We start from the raw sequence: 2,736 nt of genomic DNA, 5'->3' as shown, positions 1-2,736 counted from the left end.
TCGATGAACGTTCGCAACTTCATCCTGGCACATTGATGCCGACTCGCGGCTTCCGCCGCAGCCTCGGGACGGGGAAGTCCCTTTCATTCTCTAGGACGCGGACCTCACTATTCGTTAGTCATATAATGCAAGAAAAGGATAAAAAGGCAGTCGGTCGGAACCAGGCAGCCGAACACTTCGTTGCGTGGGTCTACTGGTTGACTGGGACTAGACACCTAGATCAATGGCATCACGAGCGCCCCAATATGGGGCTTGGCGGGGTAACACCGAAACCTTCTAAGCAACCTTCGATTAGAGGAGCGCATCACCCCCGCATACGCGATTTCTACCCTCGCGTTTGGCGAGATATAGCGATAAATCGGCCAGATGCATGAGCTCCTCGACGGATGGGGTTCTTAACGGATGTCCGGTCGCATACCCGATGCTGACCGTAAAAAGTGGCAGCGCTTCTACAGATCTCGCGAGTCGATTCATTTCGACGTCGCGCCTGATCGCCTCTGCAATCTTTGCCGTTTGACCACTGTCCGCGTTGGGCAACACAGCAACGAATTCTTCCCCGCCGTAACGGGCTGCAATGCCTCCGCACCGTTGCATGTGTGTGCAGAGGCACGTCGCCAGAGCTCTCAGTGCATTGTCTCCTTGAGCATGTCCATACTTGTCGTTGTACTGCTTGAAATGGTCGGCATCGATGAACAGGAGGGACAAGCTGCTGCTACATGCCTGGTGAAGTTTTTCCCATTCGTCTTCCAGTGCAGCGTTGAGCGCACGGCGATTCAATAGGCCCGTCAGGGCGTCTCTATGCGTAAGATCGATCAGCAGTTCCTGTTTGCGAAGATTTTCACGCAGCGCAAAAGCGAGCAACCAGACAACGGCACAAAAGAGCGCACAAATGCTGAAGGCAGCGGAACCCACTGTCCAGGCCATCTGCCTGAAGTTCGCAAGTACGTCCTGCTCCGCGGGAGCCACGACAGCAATCAACGGTGTACCCGGTACGTGCTGAAAGGTGTAGAGACGCAATGTCCCATCAATATGTGAATATGCCGTGTAGAATCCGAAGTCTTGGCTTAGTATGCGGTCGAAGGTCTTCGAGCGACGCAAGCGAATCATCTGGTTGTCGCTTAACGACGGATTTCTAGACAGAATTGTGCCATCTGTGCGCAAAATTGCGCTGATGCCATGTGGCCCTACATCAAGTCTGGATAGCAACTGATCGAAATAGGCCAGATCGATCGCCACCACTGCGATGCCGTTAAAGGTATGACGCGGCCCCTCTATACGACGAGACAATGCAATAGATTTCGTGCCGTCACGCGAGCGAGCTTGATATGCTTCGGACACGTATAGGCCAATATCCTGGTTATCGCGCTGAACTGTAAAATAGTCGCGGTCGCTGAAGTCCCAGTGATGGGAGCGGCCGCAGCAGCCATCGATTAGCGTGCCGGACCTGTCGGTTACGCCCATTCCCGTTACATACTGCGCTGCAGTGCGTCGGAAGAGCAGAGCATGCCTCAACTCAGCATCCATACGTCTCACCTCTGGCCTTTCAAGGTCAGAGGTGAGTAAAACGAGAGCATTGTTCGAGGTTTCGACTGTGCGTGCGATTTCGCTGACGAGCACAGCTGTGACGTTACGCGACGTCTCGTGCGCATGCTTGACGACTTCGCTTTTCGTCAAATACAGCGTTAGCGCACTGATGCATAGTGTTGCGATCGACATCAGCGTGCCAAGTCCGCCTACCACAACATGGTTGCGTCCCGCCCATTTGGCGACTTTCTCGATGATAGTGGATGCGGTCATCGAATGATATGAGTCTGGATCTAGAAGACCGGATGTTGTGTAAACTCGGGTTAACGGCTGGTAGGTTAAAAAATCGAGACTTGATTGAAAGTCATAGTGGGGGCGAGAATGCGAAAGCGCGGTGCAGCGATGAAGGTAGGCAACATCCGCGACTAGGCAAATCGCCTTGCGCGGCGAGCAGGCTATCCGAACGGTGCTGCGCTAGGATCAGCGTGAGACTGGATGGGTTGCCCGCGCCGGTGCATGTCCGCGGGACGCGGCGTCGCTTCCGGATCGATCCAATCATTCTACGTACCGCGTAATCGAGCCACCGCCGGATGTAACTCCGGCAGGCGCTGGCTGCAGCCAGTGCAGCACAGCTATTTGCCGAGGCGATGTATCATCGCCTCGGCGGCGGCTCGATGCCGTCCTGATATTGGGCACCGAATATCGACCGCGGCGAGTTCGCGCGGGAGAATCATAGTTCGGGCACGCTGAAGGCTGCCTTCACGGTCTTGTCTTCGTCTTCTGTAAAGGCGTGCAAATGCCGCCGCTCCTCTCGCCTAAGACGTGGCCGCTCAAAATCAGACAGCAGGATAAGTGGAACATCGGGGGCGTTTGCCAGCGATAACGCGCGCAAAGGAACCTTGTCGCCGATTCTCTCGTCGAAGCGCCGGGCAGTGCTTCTTTACCGGCGCGACCCAGCGTGGTTCGCGTGAGGCTGCTCTTCATCGTTTGACGCAGCATCGCGCGGGCGATGTCGAGCACACGAACCGTTATCTTTATGCTCTCGAGTTAGCGGAAACCGAGCGTAATGATGAAGTACTCCAAAGAGCTGCGCCAGCATTTGCTGGTAGTCTTAGCGGAGTTTCGCCGATACCTTCGTCACCGCATTGCGCAGGATCGTCAGCGCTTCATTGACGATCGCATCGCTCACGGTCAGCGGCGCGAGCAGACGCA

The 2,736-nt window shown here is 55.5% G+C and carries 1 protein-coding gene; it reads right to left on the bottom strand.

Going from position 1 to position 2,736, the window contains the following annotated elements; translation table 11 throughout:
• Positions 1–291: 291 nt before the first annotated feature.
• Positions 292–1,797, bottom strand: a complete 1,506-nt coding sequence (locus tag BMY06_RS38005) for a sensor domain-containing diguanylate cyclase (protein ID WP_074987918.1) — start codon at positions 1,795–1,797, stop codon at positions 292–294.
• Positions 1,798–2,736: the final 939 nt, after the last annotated feature.

It is taken from the genome of Paraburkholderia tropica (assembly GCF_900109265.1).
Classification (GTDB): domain Bacteria; phylum Pseudomonadota; class Gammaproteobacteria; order Burkholderiales; family Burkholderiaceae; genus Paraburkholderia; species Paraburkholderia tropica.
This window is presented reverse-complemented; position numbering and strand designations above follow the sequence as displayed.

What these genes read in the sequence shown, in the direction of transcription:
- BMY06_RS38005 (WP_074987918.1), bottom strand. Translation starts at nt 1,797, where the DNA reads ATGACCGCATCCACTATCATCGAGAAAGTCGCCAAATGGGCGGGACGC.